The following is a 16032-nucleotide window of genomic DNA, read 5'->3' on the forward strand; positions in this document are numbered from 1 at the left end:
GGCGGGTGCACCATTGCCCCCGCCCCGGGAGGATTACTGTGCCGCGAGCACCGATTCCGGTGCCTCGCGATGCAGGGACTGCTGCCAGCCTTCGGCGACGCTGTCGGCGGTGACGGTTAGGGCAGGGGCAACCACAAATTCGGGGGTTTCCTGGCCCAGCAGTGCCTTGAGGCCGACGGCTGCCATGGCGCGCCCCAGTTCATAGGCTTCGTCGGCCACGATGCCGGCGACATTGCCGCCCTTGACCATGTCGAGTGCAATCGGCTCGGAGAGATCGAGCGTCACGATCTTGGTCGTGGTATTGCCGGCGCTGCGCAGGGCAGCAAGCACACCATCGGCAGGTTCGGCCCAGGTGACGTAGATACCGTCGAGCTCGGGGTTCTGCAGCAGCATGGCGCTGGCCAGTTCCTCTGCACGGGCCGGGTCGGAGATACCCTGTTCGGCGACGATCGCAATGCCGGGATAATCGGCTTCGATCGTGGTCTTGAAGGCCTGGTCGCGCTGGTTGGTCACGTAGTAGGCGGCATCGTGGAAGATATACCCCACCTGGCCCTCGCCGCCGATCGCGTCGGCCAGCACATCCGCAGCCTGCTTGCCCATCTGGAACAGGTCGTCGGTGACGATGGCGGCGTAGTCCGTGCCATGTACATAGCCAGCCGGCAGGTTCGAGAGGAACACCAGTTCCACGCCCGAGGCGACAGCCTCCTTGAAGGCCTCGGCGGAGGTGACCGGATCAAGCGGCAGTGAGAGGATGACATTGGGACCGGCGGCCAGGGCGGTCTCGATGTCGGAGCGCTGCTTGGCGGCATCAAAGCCGGCATCGGTGGTGACGACGACATCGACACCAGCGCGGGCGAATTCGTCATTGGCGCCGGCAGCCACGGCATTGATAAAGTCTGATGAGGTGTGCCAAAGCAGGGCGGCCTTGTAGCCCTTGCCGGCGAGGGCCGCGATATCCTCGTCGCCCAGCACGACATCGGAGGACGGGGTGGCGCTTTCGCCATTGGGGCCGACCGTCTGCGCGAAGGCGGCGGGACTGAGCAGCGTGGCGGCCAGAAGGGCCGGTATCAGCAGTTTGGTGGTCTTCATTGTGCAGTCTCCCTTGAATTGATGTCCCTATAATGGGTCTTCCACGCCGCAATAGCGGGCGATGAAACTGGCGAAGGCGACCACGCCGGCGAGGTACTCCTCAACGCTGACGCGCTCCTCGAAGGTGTGGCAGTTGCGGATATCGCCCGGCGCGCAATAGACGGTGGGCACGCCCAGCCGGTTCGCGAAGAATGGGCTTTCCGACCAGAATGGCGCTCCCTCGATTCCGCCGCGCCCCGCCATCGCTTCCGCCACGGTGTCGCTGAGCAATTGCACGGCGGGGTGGGCAGGGTCGGTCTCGGTGGCCGAGCCACCCAGTGCATGGTCCCGACCGGCGGGATAGGCGATCTTGATGGTGATCGCCGGATCGGCGACGGCACCCCGGATGACCGCTTCGAGTTCCACCGCGGCGGCATCGAGCGATTCCCCGGGCAGGAGCTTGCGGATCAGCGACAGCGTGCAGGCTTCGGGCACTGCGATAAAGCCTCCACCGGCCAGGGTGGTGATCAGCAGGAATCCCTTGCCGACGAGCGGGTGTTCGGCGCGCGCCGATATGGCATCGGAATGCGCCCAAAGCGCCGCCATTACCGCATGACTGGCCTTGAGTGCATCATGGCCCAGTTCGGGCACGCCGAAATAGGCGGACTTGCCGGTGATGGAAATGTCGGCGATGAAAAAGCCCATCTGGGCCGGATAGACCGCCAGCCGGGTCGGCTCGACATAGATGCAGAAATCGGGCCGGGCGATCGAGCCAGCTTCGATGCGCGCGAGGTGATGCTTGATCCCGGCAGAGACGCCGGTACCAGGCTGGCCGCTTTCCTCATCGCCGACAAAGGCGTAGGCCACGTCACCCTTCAGGCGAATGCCGGCGCGGTCGAGCAGGCTCAGCGCCGCCAGGCTGGTACAGATGCCGGCCTTGAGATCACCCGCTCCGCGACCCCAGATCTCGCCATCGATAATCGGCGCGCCGAACGGATTTTCGCGTGCATCGCCGGCCCAGTGCTCCCGCCAGCCATCGACATGGACGGTATCGGTATGGCCGACAAACTGCAGGCGCGGCCCACCGCCTGTGCCACGACGTTCGCCCCAGACATTGGGGCGACCGGGCAGGAAGTCCGCGGTTTCGATATCGTCCACGCCTCGGGACCGCATCTGGCCGACGAGGAAGGAGACCATATTGGCTTCGTTGCCGGTGATGCTGTCGCAACCGATGGCGCCGCGCAGCAGCGCTATCGCATCGTCGCGATCCAGGGCAGCACCAAGTCGTGCCTCAAGGTTCGCGCTCACAGCAATGCCTCGCGCAGCGAGACGGCATTGGCCGGCGGCAGGGAAATCCGCGATTCCGGGGTTTCGGTCCCGAACAGTGTATTGTGTAGATGGCTGAGCCCGATAGCGGCTGCCCCGACCAGCGCAGCATGATTGCCCAGGACGCTGGCCGCGATCTCGACGGGGTAGGGAAAGCAGAGCGGCAACATGTGGCGAACCCGCTCGACCAGTTCCGGCCGGGCACCGATGGACCCGCCAAGAATGACCTTTTCCGGATTGGCCACCGCGGCGATGGCGCCTATGCCGCGTGCCAGATAGCGCGCTGTCTCGTCCAGCACCGCAACTGCCGCCGTTTCTCCGGCATTTGCGCGCTCGAATATGGCAGGCACGGTGGCGTCATGCCCCGCTGCATCGCGGTAGCGAGCCATGATTCCGACCGAGGCGACCTTGCGTTCATAGGCGCCGGCGCGCAGCGATTCCAGCTCGAAGGGATCGGCGCCGAACGGCAGAAAGCCCAGCTCTCCGGCGGCGTTGGTGGCGCCGCGCACCAGTTGACCATTGAGGATAAGTCCGCTGCCAACGCCAGTGCCCAGCGCGATGAAGGCCAGATTGTCGATGCCCTGCCCGGCGCCCAGCCAGCTCTCACCCAGAACGGCCAGGTTGACATCGTTTTCCAGCATCACCTCAAAGCCAAGTGCCTGTTCCAGCGCGCCGGCCACGTCCATCTGGTCGAAGCCGGCAATGTTCGGTGCCAGCAGCACGCGGCCGGTCTCAGGCTGCGGCGCGCCCGGCGCGCCGACCACGGCAATGCGCAGCTTGTTGCGCGCGACGCCGCCCTTGTCGGCAGTCTTCCAGCACAGGGCCGCGATCTGGGCGACGATGGCCTGACCGCCGGCCGGGTGGGTCGGCTCGGTTTCCTCGGCAAAGACGTGGCTGGAAAGATCGCAGATGGCAACGCGGACCTTGGTGCCCCCGAGGTCGACCGCCACGATATAGGCCGCGGAGGGGACCAATTCATAGGTAACGGCGGTACGGCCGACGTGACCGCTGGTGCGTCCGGTTTCCTGCACCCAGCCTTCTTCCTCGAGCTGGCGTACGATTTCGGAAATGGTCTGCTTGGAGAGTCCCGTCTGCTTGGCGATGGAGGCGCGGGATACCGAACCACCCTGCACGATCACCTCCATGACGGAGCGAAGGGAAAACTGCCGCGAAATACGAGTGGTCTGAGACACGCCGTACGCCTTCAATTAGTTCGGTGACTGATCGAACTAATTACGGATGCGAAGAGAAGTCAAGCGTGTTGTCCCAGGTCAACCGCGGCGGGAATGCGCCAGTTTCGCAGGTTTGAAGATGCTGAAGGCAACGACCTGTCGGCCCGCTGGCCACCCGGATAGCGACCGCCGGAGGAGGTACCAGGAACTCAGATGGTCAGGGCTGCAAAGAGCCAAGCGGTTAGGTCCGACACCCAACAGTGCCCTTTGCCGGGCAACCACCAGCGAATGCAACTCCGACAGGTCGAGGCGGTTGGACGGCTAATTTGGGCCCGGCCGCATTAGCCCGGACTCAATGCGCTTGACTGTGCCACCGGGGGGCAAGGGCCCAATCTTGTTGACCTGCCGCCGCGCAGCCTTAGCGCAGGATGCGTTTTCCAGTGTCGTTGTCGAACAGGTGCAGCAGGCTCTTGTCGAAGGCGATGCCGATGGATTGGCCGGGTTGCGCGCTGATGCGCTCCCGGAACACCCCGACAAGGTCCTGCCCGCCCAGGCTCAGCGTCACCTGCGTTTCCGAGCCGGTCGGCTCGATGACGACGACCTCGGCCATGATGCCCTTGGGGTCGAGACGCAGATGTTCGGGGCGCACGCCCATGGTGATCGGGCCGTCCTTGACGCCCTTGGGCAGGGCGCCCAGGTCGATGCTTGTGCCATCGGCAAAGCGGAACGCCGATCCGGCAACAGTGCCGCCGATGATATTCATGGCGGGCGAGCCGATAAAGCCCGCCACGAACAGGTTTGCCGGGTGATCGTAAAGCTCGAGCGGCGTGCCGATTTGTTCGATATTGCCTGAATGCATCACCACGATGCGGTCGGCCATGGTCATGGCTTCCACCTGGTCATGCGTTACATAGACCGTGGTGGTTTTCAGCCGCTGGTGATTGAGCTTGATCTCGCTGCGCATCTGCACCCGCAGCTTGGCGTCCAGATTGCTCAGCGGCTCGTCGAACAGGAACACCCGCGGATTGCGCACGATGGCGCGCCCCATGGCGACGCGCTGCCGCTGCCCGCCCGACAGGTGGCGCGGATAGCGCTCGAGATAGGGGTCAAGCCCCAGCACCACTGCGGCGCTGGCGACACGGCGCTTGATCTCGTCCTTCGGCACCCGGGCGAGGCGGAGCGAGAACGCCATGTTCTCCTCCACCGTCATGTGCGGATAAAGCGCGTAGGACTGGAACACCATGGCGATGTCCCGGTCCTTGGGCGCCAGGTCGTTGACCACCATCCCGGCGATCTCGATCTCGCCGCCGGTAATGTCCTCGAGGCCGGCGATCATCCGCAGCAGCGTCGATTTCCCGCAGCCGGAGGGGCCGACCAGGATCACGAACTCCCCGTCCGCAATGTCGATGGATATCCCGTGCAGCACTTCCACGCTGCCATAGTTCTTGCGAACGTCTCGGATTGTCACGGCACCCATCTTTTCCTCCCCAGGTCGATGGTGGGCGCTCGCCCGCCTTGGCGCGGCCGGCAAGCTAACAACAGATAACGCAATCACCTCGGTGGCCCGCTGCCCTCCCCGGCAGCGGGGCGCAGGTCATCGCATCCCACCTCGTGTCTAATGCGGCCGCAAAATCGCATCAAGTCTTTTGTGGGACAAAAGGTTGACTCCGTGCCCATTCATCTCCTAATTCTTGTCTATTCGCTGCCAATGATGGGACAAAAGACCCGCGTGGCGGTGGAAACGCGTGACGGAGCGGGAGGCTCGGTCACCCGGGGAGGACGAGGCGCATTGCGATAGTTTTTCACGCCACCCGATGGGTTCGCGAGCGCTCAGCCATGTTTCAACAGGAGGAGACGGAAGCATGACGTCGAATAAGTTTAATCGCCGTGACGTGTTGAGGACCGGCGGGGCGGCCGGTATCGGCCTATGGGCTGCCAGCAACGGCCTGCCCGCCTTTGCGCAGGACGCCGCCCCGGAAATGGACCTGCCCCAGGGCGCCGCCGGCAAGCTGACCGTCATTCACCGCACCGAATATTTCGAAGCGGCCCAGAACCTGTTCCGCGACACCGTCACCAAGTTCGCCACCGCCAATGGTGCCGAGCTGGATATCTCGACCACCAATCCGGAATCCTTCGGCGACTTCCTGGGCAAGATGTCGGCCGCCGTTAAGGCCGGCAATCCCCCCGATCTGGCCTATACCAGCAACGTCTCGGTGCCCCAGATGCACCTGCTCGGCCTGCTCGAGGACGTCAATGACGTGGTCGAGGAAGCCATCAGCCGCTACGGCAATGTCATGCGCGGCATCAATGCCGAAAGCATCGGCAAGATCGATGGCAAGTGGATGGCCATCCCCTTCATCGCCAACACCACCGGCACCTTCTTCCGCGGCGACAAGCTGGCCGAAAAGGGCATCGATCCGGCGAGCCTGGATACCTGGGAAAAGCGGCGCGAGGCGGCTCTGGCCATCTCCGACCCCGACAACGAGTTCTGGGGCTGGGGCCTCACCGTCAACCAGTCCGGCGACGGCTGGGGCGTTGCCTCGGGCATTCTCAATGCCTTTGGCGGCCACTTCACCGACGCCACCGGCACCAAGGTGGAATTCGATTCCCCCGAAACCGTCGCGGCCTATGAATTCGTCCGCGAAACCTATGACCGCAACGGCAAATACGCCGCCATGCTGCCGCCGGGCGTCGAAAGCTGGGGCGATATCTCCAACAACGAGGCCTATCTCGCCGGCAGCGTCGGCTATACGCACAACGCCTTCTCGGTCTATGCGGCGGCCAAGCGCGACAACAACCCGGTCTTCCCGGGCACGGTCCTGCTGCGTCAGCCAAATGCCAATAACGGTGACAGCCGCGATGGCGGTGCCGTGGGCGGCTGGCTGACCGTCTTCAAGGGCGCGCCCAATGTCGAGCTCGCCAAGCAGTTGGCCCTCGACCTGCTCGACCCGGCCAACTTCACCCCGATGTCGGCGGTTGCTGGCGGCCTGTTCATGCCCGCCTATGAAAACCTCTGGACCGACGAGCTGATCGCGGCCGACCCGAACTACGCGATCATCAAGGACCAGGTCAGCGTGCCGGAGCCGTTCATCGGCCCGTCCTGGCCGGCCCAGCCGGCCGCGCAGATCGACGCCATTCGCGCCCAGGGCGTGCTGGAACAGTCGATGGGCAACGTGATTGCCGGTCGCATGACCTCGCAGGAGGCCGTGACCGACGCCCACAACAAGATCGTCCAGATCTTCGAAGAAGGCGGCATCATGTAGCCCATCTGGGGCCGCGCGACGGGGCAGTCTGCTGCCCCGTCGCGTCTATCGACTGACCGGTGCCTGCGCTGCCTGTGAGCCGCGCGGCTGCTTTCTCTTTCGACAGGGGTTCAGGGCCCCGATGGAGCATAGGCATGGAAGATCGGATGATCTTGACGACGATGGGTTCGGCTCAGGCCCGTCCGACGCTGCGCAAGCGTCTGGAAAACCTCTTCGGTCGCGACTGGAAGGTCGGCTACCTGTTTGTATTGCCCATGGTGCTCATCATGGCGCTGCTGATCTTCTGGCCCTTTGTCAGCGCCATCTTCATCAGCACGACATCGCTCAATTTCCTGACCGGCGAAACCACCAGCGTGGGGTTCCGCAACTATCAGCGCCTGTGGACCAGCAGCGATTTCCTGCAGTCCATGCAGAACACCATCCAGTTCACCTTTTGGTCGCTCCTGCTCAAATTCGTCATCGGCATGACCGTGGCGCTCATCCTCAACAGCCGCCTGCCGTTCCGCAGCCTGCTCAGCGGCATCATGCTGCTGCCCTGGATCGTGCCGGAAATCGTCACCGCCCTGGCCTGGAAGAGCATCTACGATCCCATGTTCGGCGGGCTCAATCCCATCCTGCAGGGTGTGGGCATCATCGATCGTCCGCTCGGCTGGCTGTCCGATCCCGGCATGGCCATGGGCAGCATCATTTCGGTCAATGTCTGGAAAGGCATTCCCTTCTTCGTCCTGCTGCTGCTGGCCGGCCTCAAGGCCGTCGATCGCGAACAGCTCGAGGCCGCGCAGGTCGATGGCGCCAATGCCGTGCAGCGCTTCCGCAATGTCACGCTGCCCGGCCTGCGCTATGTCATCGTCGTCACCCTGCTGCTGTCATTCATCTCCACCTTCAACCAGTTCGGTCTGCCCTTCCTGATGACCGGTGGCGGGCCCAGCGGCGCCACCAAGCTCTATTCCATCCTGGCCTATGAAAAGGCGCTCGGCTCCCTGCAATATGGTCCGGGCATCGCCATCGCCTTCAGCGTTGCGCCCCTGATGGCCATCCTGATCTGGCTGCTGGCACGCTTCATGCGCCACGATGACCGGCGCGATGGCGCCTCCGAGCGCGGTCCGGGCTTTGCCGACCGCCTGCTCGCGGGCGGCACCTGGCTGGTCAACATCATCATCGACCTGTTCTTCCTTCCCATTCAGCTGGTCTTCGCCGCCATGGAATGGGTGGTGCGCCGGGTGCGCATGGCCACCGGCCGGTCCCCGTTGCAGCCCATCTTCCGGCAGCAGGCGCGCTCCAATGCCGGCCCGCTGGCGCGCCTCCTGGTGCTGACCCCGCTGCTGGTCTTCGTGCTGTTCCCCTTCTACTGGATCATCACGACCTCGTTGAAGACCACGACGCAGATCAGCGAACGGCGCTCCATCTTCTGGCCCGAGCCGGCCACCACCGAGCAATATACCTCGCTCCTGCGCGATACGCCTTTCCTGACCTGGCTGATGAACTCGGTCTTCGTCGCGGCCCTGAGCACGCTGGTCTCGGTGGCGCTGGCCTCTCTGGCCGCCTATGCCCTGTCGCGCCTGCGGTTCCGCGGCGCGGGCCTGCTGACCACGCTGCTGCTCATCACCTATCTGCTGCCCGGCACGCTGCTGTTCATCCCGCTCTACCAGACGCTGACCACCATGGGTGTCATCAACAGCCACACCGCGCTGATCATCACCTATCCGACATTTCTGTTGCCCTTCGCCACCTGGGTGCTAATGGGATATTTCCGATCCATCCCGATCGAACTCGAGGAAGCGGCGCGCATCGATGGCGCAAGTCAGCTCTATATCTTCTGGCGCATCACCCTGCCGCTCGCCGCGCCCGCCATCCTGTCGGTGACCCTCTTTGCCTTTACCAATGCCTGGAACGAATTCCTGTTCGCCTTTGTCTTCATCACCAGTGAATCCCTGCGCACCCTGCCGATCGGGCTGCAATCGCTGGTGGTCGGCGACATCCTGCCCTGGGGCAAGCTGATGGCGGCGTCGCTCCTGACGGCCATTCCGGTCGCTGTGCTCTATGTCTATGCCCAGCGCTTCCTCTCGGAAGGTCTCACCGTCGGGGCCGTCAAGGGATGAACGATCCGTCTCGGATGGGGGCAGCCGGCAGCGCGCTGAACGCCTCCATTGTGCGCAGCTCTATCCCCTCGGCGGTGGATGCCATGGTGGCCAACATCCGTGGCCTCATCTCCGACGGGGGGCTCGGCGTGGGCGACAGCCTGCCAACCGAGCGGGAATTGTGCGAGCGCTTTCAGGCCAGCCGCAACACGGTGCGCGAGGCCATGCGAATCATGAAGGCCTATGGCATCGTCTCGGTGCGCCCCAAGGTCGGCGCCATCATCGTCGATGACCGCATGGAGCGCGCGCTCGACCTGTTCTCGTTCAATACGCTCGACATCTCGCGCCGCACGTTCAACGACATCCAGGGCTTCCGCAAGCTGATCGAGGTCGGCTCCGTCGATGCCATCTTCGACCAGATGCGGCCCGACGATATCGCGGCCATGCGGTCCATCAATGCACAGCTGCGCGCCGCGGGCTCGATTGCGGAGGCGTCCGAGATGGATTTCCGCTTCCATCTGCGCCTGGTCTCGATCCTCGATAATCGCGCAGTGCGCGACGTCTATCGCATCATGAAGCCGGTCATCATCCGCATCATGGAGCGGGGCAAGGAGCTGCATAACTTCACGGACGACACCTACGAGCAGCATGCTGCCGTGGTGGACGCCTTGGAGCTGAGAGATCGGATTCGCTACCAATACGCCCTGCAGTCCCACCTGCATGTCGGCGTCACGGCATTCGCGGATCCGGCAGAGGAGGTCCTGGCGTAACGCAGTGTCCGGTGGCGCCCATGCCGGGCATCTCGGGCTAGCGCCAGGGTAGGGGTATCAGGTTCTGAGGGGAGCCAAGTGAAGATCACAGCAGTCAAGACGGCCGCGACCAGTGGCCATTGCATGCATCTCTGGGTGCGGATCGAAACCGATGCCGGCATTACCGGCCTGGGCGAATGCGTGCATGGCGGCCACCAGGCCATCGCCATCATCGAAAAGGAACTGGCCGAAAAACTGATCGGCCGCGATCCCTTCGCCATCGATGCGCTCTTCGAGGAAATCCGCCGCAGCCTCGTCTTCGAGGGCGGCTTTGCCGGTGCGCTGATCACCGCCTTGACGGGCATCGAGATCGCGCTCTGGGATCTCAAGGGCAAGGCACTCAAGGTGCCGATCTATGAGCTCATGGGCGGCAAGTTCCGCGACGACATCCGCGTCTATTGCGATTGCGAAGTCTCGCCCGGCATGAACATGGACGAGGTGCAGGCCGAGGTGGATCAGGTCCTGGCGGCCGGGTTCACCGCACTCAAGGTCGACTTGGACATCCGCGCCTATGGCCATACCGGCTCGGAAACCGGCTGGTACGAAAAGGACAGGTTCAACATGACTCCCAACAAGTGGGAGCATGACCGCATGGTGCAGCTGGCCGAGATGGTGGTGAAAGCCGCCGGCAAGGGCGTGGAGGTGGCGTGCGACCTGCATACGCGCCTCGACAAGCACAGCGCCATTCGCCTCGCGCGGGATCTCGAGCATCTCCAGCTGATGTGGCTCGAAGAGCCCGTGCCGCCCGAGAATATCGACGTCATGGCCGAGATCACCCGCTCGACCTCGACCCCGATCTGCGCCGGCGAAAACCTCTATCTGCGCCACGGTTTCCGCAAGCTGCTCGAGCAGCAGGCCGTCGACATCATCATGCCCGATATCCCCAAATGCGGCGGGCTGTCGGAATGCCGCAAGATCGCCGAGCTGGCCGATCTCTATTCGATCCCCTTCGCGCCGCACAATGTGTCCTCGCCGATCGGCACCATGGCATCGGCCCATGTCTGCGCCACCATCCCCAACTTCCTGGTGCTGGAGTTCCACTGGTTCCACCGCGACTACTGGTCGACGATCACCGATGGCGGCGACATCATCAAGAACGGCAAGATCACAATGAGCGACCGGCCGGGCATTGGGCTGGAGCTGAATGAAGAAGTGGCCAGGGCACACCAATATCCCGGAACCACCTGGTTCGAGTAAACCGGCCGGCGCCGACCACTCGGCGCCGCGCCCCCTCCTGCGGGATCCGCTCACTATCCCACGATCCGAACCACTGGCTGTGCAGCAATTGCCCCGGCTCCGCCAAGACGCGGCACGGCACTTTCCGGCAGACGGAAAGCCAGGAGCGTCTCCATGCGCCACACCGGGCTAGCTGCCAAACGGTATAAGTGCCAAAAAAACGCACTGGGAGGTGAGTGATGAACATGTATGCGGGTTTGACCATTGCGGCGGCCATGACACTGACGGCGGCCAGCCCCGCCTGGGCGCAGGGGACCTATCCTGTCGACACGGTGACCATGGTCGTGCCCTACGCGGCGGGCGGCGCGGGCGATACCGTTGGGCGTCTGGTCGCCGATGAGCTGAGCCGGCGTCTGGGCGTCAACTTCGTGGTGGAGAATGTGGGCGGCGCCAGTGGCGCCATCGGCGCCGAGCAGGTGTCGCGCGCACCGGCCGATGGCTCGACCCTCCTTCTGGCAGGCAATGCCATCTTCACCACCGCGCCGCATCTGGCCGATGTCGGCTTTGACCCCTTTGTCGATTTCACCGCCATCGCCAATGTCAGTGAAGCGGTCCGCATGCTGGTCGCCTCCAAGTCGCTGGAGGTCAGCAACCTCGAAGAATTTGTCGCCTATGGCAAAGCCCATCCCGGCGAGATGAACTACGGCTCGGTTGGCGTCGGCTCCACTGGCCACGTCGCCACCGTGGATATGCTCAACGTCATGGGCATCGAGGCCACCCACATTCCCTATAAGGGTGCTGCCGAAGTCGTGCAGGCCGTCCTGGCCGGCGACGTGCAGTTCATGATGGATGCCGCGGCCATTCCGCAGGTGCGCCAGGATACGGTCACGCCACTGGCCGTGCCGGGCGCCGACCGCATCGCCGAATTCCCCGACGTGCCGGCCCTGCTCGAAAGCGGCTATGACAGCATCACCGGCACCGGCTGGCAGATGGTCATGGGTCCCGCCGGTATGCCCGCCGACGTCGTTGCGGCCATCGAGGCGGCGCTGGAAGAGGCCAATGCCGATCCGGCTTTCGTCGAAAGGCTCGGCAAGGCCGGCGTGTCGCCGCGCTTCATGACCGGCTCCATGCTCGATTCGGCCCTGCGCTCCGACTACGAGCGCTTCGAGACCCTGCTCACCGGGCTCGGCCTCGCCAAATAATCGCACGACACCCCGGCGGCCGGCAGCGCATACAATCACGCTGCCGGCCGCCGCTTTTTGAGAATCCGCGTCCCGATCGGGGCGCCACTGTAGCAGGGATGCCCATGACTGGTGTGAGTTCGCAGGTGGCCGATTGGGCAATCGGCTTTTCGCTGGATGCCGCCCCCGCCGAGGTGGTCCACAACACCAAGCTCCGGCTGCTCGACGTGATCGGCGTGATGATTGCCTCCAATGGCCACGACAATGTCGAGGCCGCCCGGCGCGCCGTTGCCGATGCGGATGCCGGGGGGCGCGGCGCCCATAGCCTGATGGATGCCCGCGAGACTTCGCCGGCCAATGCCGCCTTCGTCAATGGCGTCGCCGCGGCCGTGCTGGAATTCGACGACACCCATCTCGCCACCAATATCCACGCCACCTGCGCCATCGCCGCCGCCATCCTGCCCGTAGCACAGTCCGCCCGCCTTTCCGGTCGCCAGCTGCTCGAGGCCCTGCTGGTCGGCTCCGAGATCGTCTGCCGCCTCGGCATGGTCACCCCGGTGCGCATGCACGAAATGGGCTTTCATCCCACCGGCGTCTATGGCGTCTTCGCCGCCGCCTATGCCGTCGCCCGCCTGCGCGGCCTGCCGCACAGCCAGATGGTCGATGCCATCGGTACCGCCGCCAGCCTCTCCTCGGGCTCCATTGCCTCCTTCGAGGATGGCACCTCCACCAAGACCATGCATGTCGGCTTCGCCGCCGCCGCCGCCCTGCGCGCCGTCGCCTTGGCCAGGCATGGCATTACCGGTCCGGACTTGGTGTTCGAGGGCCGCTTCGGCTGGTACCGCAGCCACGTCCAGGCCGAGACCGACTTCAACTTCGCCGCGCTGACCGACCAACTCGGCTCGCGCTGGGAGGTGCTCAACATCGCCTCCAAGCTCTATCCCTGCGCCTATACCCTGATGCCCTTCATCTCCGCCGCGCTAGCATTGCGCCAGAAAAACGCCATCATGCTTGCAGAAATCCGCGAGATTTCTTGCGCCATCATGGCGCGTTCCTTCCGCACCGTCTGCGAACCGGTCGAGGACAAGCGCCGGCCCCGCAGCTCCTGGCATGGCCGCATCAGCCTGCAGCACACCGTCGCCGAAGCCCTGGCTTTGGGCCGCTTCGACAAGTCCGCCTATGCCCCCTCCAGCCTGCACGACCCGGTGATCAACGCCTTGGCAGACAAGGTGATTCACGTGCCCGACCCGGTTGCCGCCGCCGATACCAGCCGCTCCCGCGCCGTGGTGTCGATCACCATGAATGACGGCCGCGTGCTCAGCCACACTGTCGAGGACATGCTCGGCACAAGCCGCAATCCCGCGCCCGACGCGGTCTATCTTGACAAGTTCCGCGCCAATGTGGACGGCGTCATCGCGCCCCAGCTACGCGACGAACTCATCGACCGCCTGATGACCCTGGAAGCGGCAGACGATGTCGATGCCGTCTTCTCCCGGCTGCGGCACTAGCGCCATGGCCGCCCGTTTTCTTGAAGATTTCGTCATCGGCGAGACCTGGATCAGCCCCGCTATCATCCTGACCGATCAGGACATTATCGCTTTCGCCCAGGTCAACGACCCCCAGCCCATGCACACCGATCCGGCGGCGGCAGCGGCGGGGCGCTTCGGCGGTCTCATCGCCAGCGGTTGGCAGGTGGCGGCCCTGTCCATGCGCCTCTTCATCCAGTCCGGCGGCTATGGCGACACGCCGATTGTCGGCATGGGCGTCGACGAGCTGCGCTGGAAAAAGCCGGTGCGCCCCGGCGACAGCCTGCACGTCACCCGCGAAGTGATCGACGTCCAGCGCTCGACCCGCCCAGGCTACGGCGTCATCCGCACGCGCGTATCGGTCATCAACCAGGCTGGCGAGACGGTGATGACCATGGTGTCGATCGGCCAGATCCCGGCGCGTCGCGCCTGATCAGCCCGCCGGCGCCGTGTCCCAATAGGGTTTCTTGAGTTCCGGCTTCAGCAGCTTGCCTGCCGGCGAACGGGGCAGTGTCGGACGCAGCTCGATCGCGCTCAGCCGCTGCAGCTTGCCGACCCGGCCATTGGCCCATTCCAGCAGCGCCGGCCCATCCGTGGCCGAGCCCGGCCGCATGACCACGAGGCCAAGCGGCGTCTCGCCCCATTGCGCGCTGGGCACGGCGATCACGGCGGCATCCTCGACCTCGGGATGGTCGAGCAGCGTCCGCTCGAGATCGGTCGCATAGATGTTGAAGCCGCCCGAAATGATCATGTCCTTCTTGCGGTCGAGCAGGACCAGAAATCCATCCTTGTCGAAGGCACCGATATCGCCGGTGCGGTGAAACACTTCTCCCGCCGCGTCGCGCCAATAGAAGGCTTCCGTCGCCGTTGGATTGCGGAAATAGCGCGACATCATCGCCGGCGAGCGCCCCACCACCTCGCCCGCCTGCCCCACCGGGAGCAGGTTGCCGGCCTCATCGATGATACGGATGTCATTGTTGGTGCCGGGCCGGCCCACCGTATGGGCCTTGTCCGGCCAGGTCGCCACGTCGAGAATGCAGGTGCAGCCGCCCTCGGTCAGGCCATAGATTTCGAACAGCCCGCCCGGCCAACGCGCGATCACCGCCTGCTTGAGTCCCGCGGTCAGCGGCGCGCCCGTGCATTGCTTGAGCACGAAGGCGGAGAGATCATGCGCGTCGAAATCCGCTTCAGCCAGGATGCGCTGATACTGCACCGGCACCAGCATTGTATGCGTCGCCCCATGCTGCACGGCGAGCGCCAGATAGGTCGAAGCACTGAATTTGCGCATCAACACCACATGGCCCCCATGTACCAGCGTCGCCAGCAGCGGCATGATCGTGGTGTTGGAATAGAACGGCGTCGCCAGCAGCATCGTGCTGGCCGGCCCGATGCGGAACACGCCGCGCGTCGCCTGCCGGTAGCGCATGGCATGGGAATGCACGATGCCCTTGGGCCTGGCCGTCGTGCCCGAACTGTAGATGATGTTGAAGTCGGTGCTGCCGCCGACGTCCACGGGCGCAGCGAGTCGCGTGCCGCGCGCCACGAAGTCGCCCAGCGCGACTTCGCCACCCGCCTGCGGCTCCAGTGCGATCACCCGGCCCGCCGCCCGCTCCCCGATCAGGGCAAGTCCTGCCGCATCGGCAAAGACCAGGGCGGGCTCGCAATCATCGATCATTCCCGTCACGGTCTCGGCAGTGGCAGAGACGGGCAGGGGCACCGCGCAGCGGCCCGCGGCAATGATGGCCAGATAGGCGATGACCAGATCGAGCGAGTTGAGCCCGATCAGCGCGATCGGGCGATCCCCGTCACCAGGCGCCGCGGCGATCGCTCCCGCCAGGTCAAGCACGCGCGGCGCCAGTTCAGCCCAGGACACACTCTCGCCCTCGCAGCTGATCGCCTCGCCGCCATCGGCTGCATTGGCCAGAATCCGGTGCAGCAGCCGTCCCTCTTCGTATCCGGTCATCACGATCAGTCTTTCAGCAGAAGGATGTTGTTGGCCACCAGCGCCGGCTTGTCGCGGCCCTCGATCTCGATGGTCGCCTCGGTGAGCAGGCGCGTCCCCTGCGCATGGGCCTGCACGCCGATCAGCGTCATGGCCAGCCGCACCCGGCTATCCACCAGCACCGGGCTGACGAAGCGGACCCGGTCATAGCCATAGTTGAGCCCAGCCCCCCGGCGCGTCACCGCATAGATCTCATGCTGCAGGTTGGGGATCAGCGATAGCAGCAGGAGCCCATGGGCAATGGTGCGCCCCTCAGGCATCTCCTGTTCGGCCCGGGTCGTATCGACATGGATCCAGTGCCGGTCGCCCGTCAGGTTGGCGAAGGCATCGATCATCTGCTGGTCGATGCTGACCCAGTCCGACCGGCCGAGCAGCTGGCCGGCATGGGCGGCTAGGTCCGCGGCTTTCTCGACGGTCAGCATGGTCCCGCC

At 64.7% G+C, this 16032-nt stretch carries 13 protein-coding genes; 7 read left to right on the forward strand and 6 right to left on the reverse strand.

Translation table 11 applies throughout. From position 1 onward, the window contains the following. Window positions 1–33: 33 nt before the first annotated feature. The 4 genes from ACLI1C_RS01510 to ACLI1C_RS01525 form a co-directional block, all read right to left on the reverse strand. On the reverse strand, window positions 34–1089 hold the full coding sequence (locus ACLI1C_RS01510; RefSeq protein ID WP_411395083.1) for a substrate-binding domain-containing protein: 1056 nt from the start codon (window positions 1087–1089) through the stop codon (window positions 34–36). A 27-nt stretch (window positions 1090–1116) separates the two neighbouring features. Next, window positions 1117–2376 carry a M20 family metallopeptidase gene (locus ACLI1C_RS01515; RefSeq protein WP_411395084.1) on the reverse strand — a complete coding sequence of 420 codons (1260 nt, stop codon included), beginning with the start codon at window positions 2374–2376 and terminating at the stop codon, window positions 1117–1119. Beyond that, on the reverse strand, window positions 2373–3587 hold the full coding sequence (locus ACLI1C_RS01520) for an ROK family protein (protein ID WP_411395085.1): 1215 nt from the start codon (window positions 3585–3587) through the stop codon (window positions 2373–2375). The genes ACLI1C_RS01515 and ACLI1C_RS01520 overlap by 4 nt, the downstream gene beginning before the upstream one ends. Window positions 3588–3984: 397 nt before the next feature. Then, a complete protein-coding gene (locus ACLI1C_RS01525) occupies window positions 3985–5043 on the reverse strand; it encodes an ABC transporter ATP-binding protein (RefSeq protein WP_411395087.1) in 1059 nt (352 codons plus the stop codon). Window positions 5044–5428: 385 nt separating this feature from the next. Here ACLI1C_RS01525 and ACLI1C_RS01530 point away from each other — a divergent pair, with 385 nt between their 5' ends. The 7 genes from ACLI1C_RS01530 to ACLI1C_RS01560 all read left to right on the forward strand — a co-directional run bounded on the left by ACLI1C_RS01530 (window position 5429) and on the right by ACLI1C_RS01560 (window position 14032). Beyond that, a complete protein-coding gene (locus ACLI1C_RS01530) occupies window positions 5429–6829 on the forward strand; it encodes an ABC transporter substrate-binding protein (protein ID WP_411395088.1) in 1401 nt (466 codons plus the stop codon). Between the two features lie 146 nt (window positions 6830–6975). Then, window positions 6976–8928 carry an ABC transporter permease subunit gene (locus ACLI1C_RS01535; protein ID WP_411395089.1) on the forward strand — a complete coding sequence of 651 codons (1953 nt, stop codon included), beginning with the start codon at window positions 6976–6978 and terminating at the stop codon, window positions 8926–8928. Next, the gene (locus ACLI1C_RS01540; protein WP_411395090.1) at window positions 8925–9677 is read left to right on the forward strand and encodes a FadR/GntR family transcriptional regulator; all 753 of its coding nucleotides are present in this window, start codon (window positions 8925–8927) and stop codon (window positions 9675–9677) included. Before ACLI1C_RS01535 ends, ACLI1C_RS01540 begins: the two co-directional genes overlap by 4 nt. Before the next feature lie 78 nt (window positions 9678–9755). Next, window positions 9756–10913: a mandelate racemase/muconate lactonizing enzyme family protein gene (locus ACLI1C_RS01545; RefSeq protein WP_411395091.1), complete on the forward strand. Its 1158-nt coding sequence runs from the start codon at window positions 9756–9758 to the stop codon at window positions 10911–10913. A gap of 218 nt (window positions 10914–11131) precedes the next feature. Beyond that, window positions 11132–12094, forward strand: a complete 963-nt coding sequence (locus tag ACLI1C_RS01550) for a Bug family tripartite tricarboxylate transporter substrate binding protein (RefSeq protein WP_411395092.1) — start codon at window positions 11132–11134, stop codon at window positions 12092–12094. 125 nt (window positions 12095–12219) lie between these two features. Then, window positions 12220–13581, forward strand: coding sequence for an MmgE/PrpD family protein (locus ACLI1C_RS01555; RefSeq protein WP_411395093.1), 1362 nt, complete (start codon window positions 12220–12222; stop codon window positions 13579–13581). A 4-nt stretch (window positions 13582–13585) separates the two neighbouring features. After that, entirely contained in the window at window positions 13586–14032 is a 447-nt protein-coding gene (locus tag ACLI1C_RS01560; protein ID WP_411395094.1) for a MaoC family dehydratase, read from the forward strand. Here the strand turns inward: ACLI1C_RS01560 and ACLI1C_RS01565 are convergent, their stop codons facing one another. Beyond that, on the reverse strand, window positions 14033–15562 hold the full coding sequence (locus tag ACLI1C_RS01565) for an AMP-binding protein (RefSeq protein ID WP_411395095.1): 1530 nt from the start codon (window positions 15560–15562) through the stop codon (window positions 14033–14035). A 5-nt stretch (window positions 15563–15567) separates the two neighbouring features. Further along, complete coding sequence (locus ACLI1C_RS01570; protein WP_411395096.1) at window positions 15568–16023, reverse strand: MaoC family dehydratase; 456 nt, start codon at window positions 16021–16023, stop codon at window positions 15568–15570. Window positions 16024–16032 lie beyond the last annotated feature (9 nt).

Source organism: Devosia sp. XGJD_8, assembly GCF_046614475.1.
Taxonomy (GTDB): domain Bacteria; phylum Pseudomonadota; class Alphaproteobacteria; order Rhizobiales; family Devosiaceae; genus Devosia.

Excerpts from the sequence above, each read along its gene's own strand:
- ACLI1C_RS01525 (WP_411395087.1), bottom strand. The coding sequence starts at position 5,043 with ATGGGTGCCGTGACAATCCGAGACGTTCGCAAGAACTATGGCAGCGTG.
- ACLI1C_RS01550 (WP_411395092.1), top strand. The coding sequence starts at position 11,132 with ATGAACATGTATGCGGGTTTGACCATTGCGGCGGCCATGACACTGACG.
- ACLI1C_RS01530 (WP_411395088.1), top strand. The coding sequence starts at position 5,429 with ATGACGTCGAATAAGTTTAATCGCCGTGACGTGTTGAGGACCGGCGGG.
- ACLI1C_RS01540 (WP_411395090.1), top strand. The coding sequence starts at position 8,925 with ATGAACGATCCGTCTCGGATGGGGGCAGCCGGCAGCGCGCTGAACGCC.
- ACLI1C_RS01570 (WP_411395096.1), bottom strand. The coding sequence starts at position 16,023 with ATGCTGACCGTCGAGAAAGCCGCGGACCTAGCCGCCCATGCCGGCCAG.
- ACLI1C_RS01565 (WP_411395095.1), bottom strand. The coding sequence starts at position 15,562 with ATGACCGGATACGAAGAGGGACGGCTGCTGCACCGGATTCTGGCCAAT.
- ACLI1C_RS01560 (WP_411395094.1), top strand. The coding sequence starts at position 13,586 with ATGGCCGCCCGTTTTCTTGAAGATTTCGTCATCGGCGAGACCTGGATC.
- ACLI1C_RS01535 (WP_411395089.1), top strand. The coding sequence starts at position 6,976 with ATGATCTTGACGACGATGGGTTCGGCTCAGGCCCGTCCGACGCTGCGC.
- ACLI1C_RS01510 (WP_411395083.1), bottom strand. The coding sequence starts at position 1,089 with ATGAAGACCACCAAACTGCTGATACCGGCCCTTCTGGCCGCCACGCTG.